1 protein-coding gene is annotated in these 691 nt (G+C 43.0%); it reads left to right on the top strand.

Going from position 1 to position 691, the window contains the following annotated elements; genetic code table 11:
- On the top strand, positions 1 to 623 hold a 623-nt coding region (locus tag KTR06_RS24340; protein ID WP_217290894.1), incomplete at its 5' end, for a PD-(D/E)XK nuclease domain-containing protein.
- Positions 624 to 691 lie beyond the last annotated feature (68 nt).

Genomic DNA, 691 nt, shown 5'->3' with positions numbered 1-691 from the left:
CAGAACCGGATAACTTTATCAGCCTATTATTCTATTTCGGAATGTTGACTATCAGCGGTACTAAACGAGGCAAGACATTATTGACCATTCCCAATCAAGTAGTACGTGAGCAACTGTACAGTTACTTACTAGATACTTACAACGAAGCAAATCTCCGCTTTGACAACTGGGAAAAAGGAGAACTGGCATCAGCAATGGCTTATGACGGCGACTGGAAAGCCTACTTCGACTATATTGCCGAATGTCTACACCGATATTCTTCCCAGCGCGACAAGCAAAAAGGCGAAGCATACGTACATGGATTTACGTTGGCTATGACCGCACAGAACCGTTTCTATCGCCCTATCTCCGAACAGGAGAATCAGGAAGGATATGCCGACATTTTCATGTTTCCCTTACTGGATATTTATAAAGATATGCTCCATTCCTACATTATCGAACTGAAGTATGCCAAAGGAAAGGATAGCGATGAAAAGGTGGAGCAACTCCGACAAGAGGCTATCACACAAGCCAACCGCTATGCCGCCAGTGAAACGGTGCAAAAAGCAATCGGAACAACGACGCTGCACAAAATTATAGTCGTTTATCAAGGGATGAAAATGGTGGTGTGCGAAGAAGTTTAAAGGGCTCACCCGCAATTTCTTGGGGGTAACTATTTGTAGCTTTCTTTAAAGTGATTACTTTTGTAATA

It is taken from the genome of Bacteroides sp. MSK.20.12 (genome assembly GCF_019052435.1).
GTDB lineage: Bacteria > Bacteroidota > Bacteroidia > Bacteroidales > Bacteroidaceae > Bacteroides > Bacteroides xylanisolvens.
The sequence above is the reverse complement of the archived record's forward strand: the minus strand, read 5'-3'. Positions and strand labels throughout refer to the sequence as shown.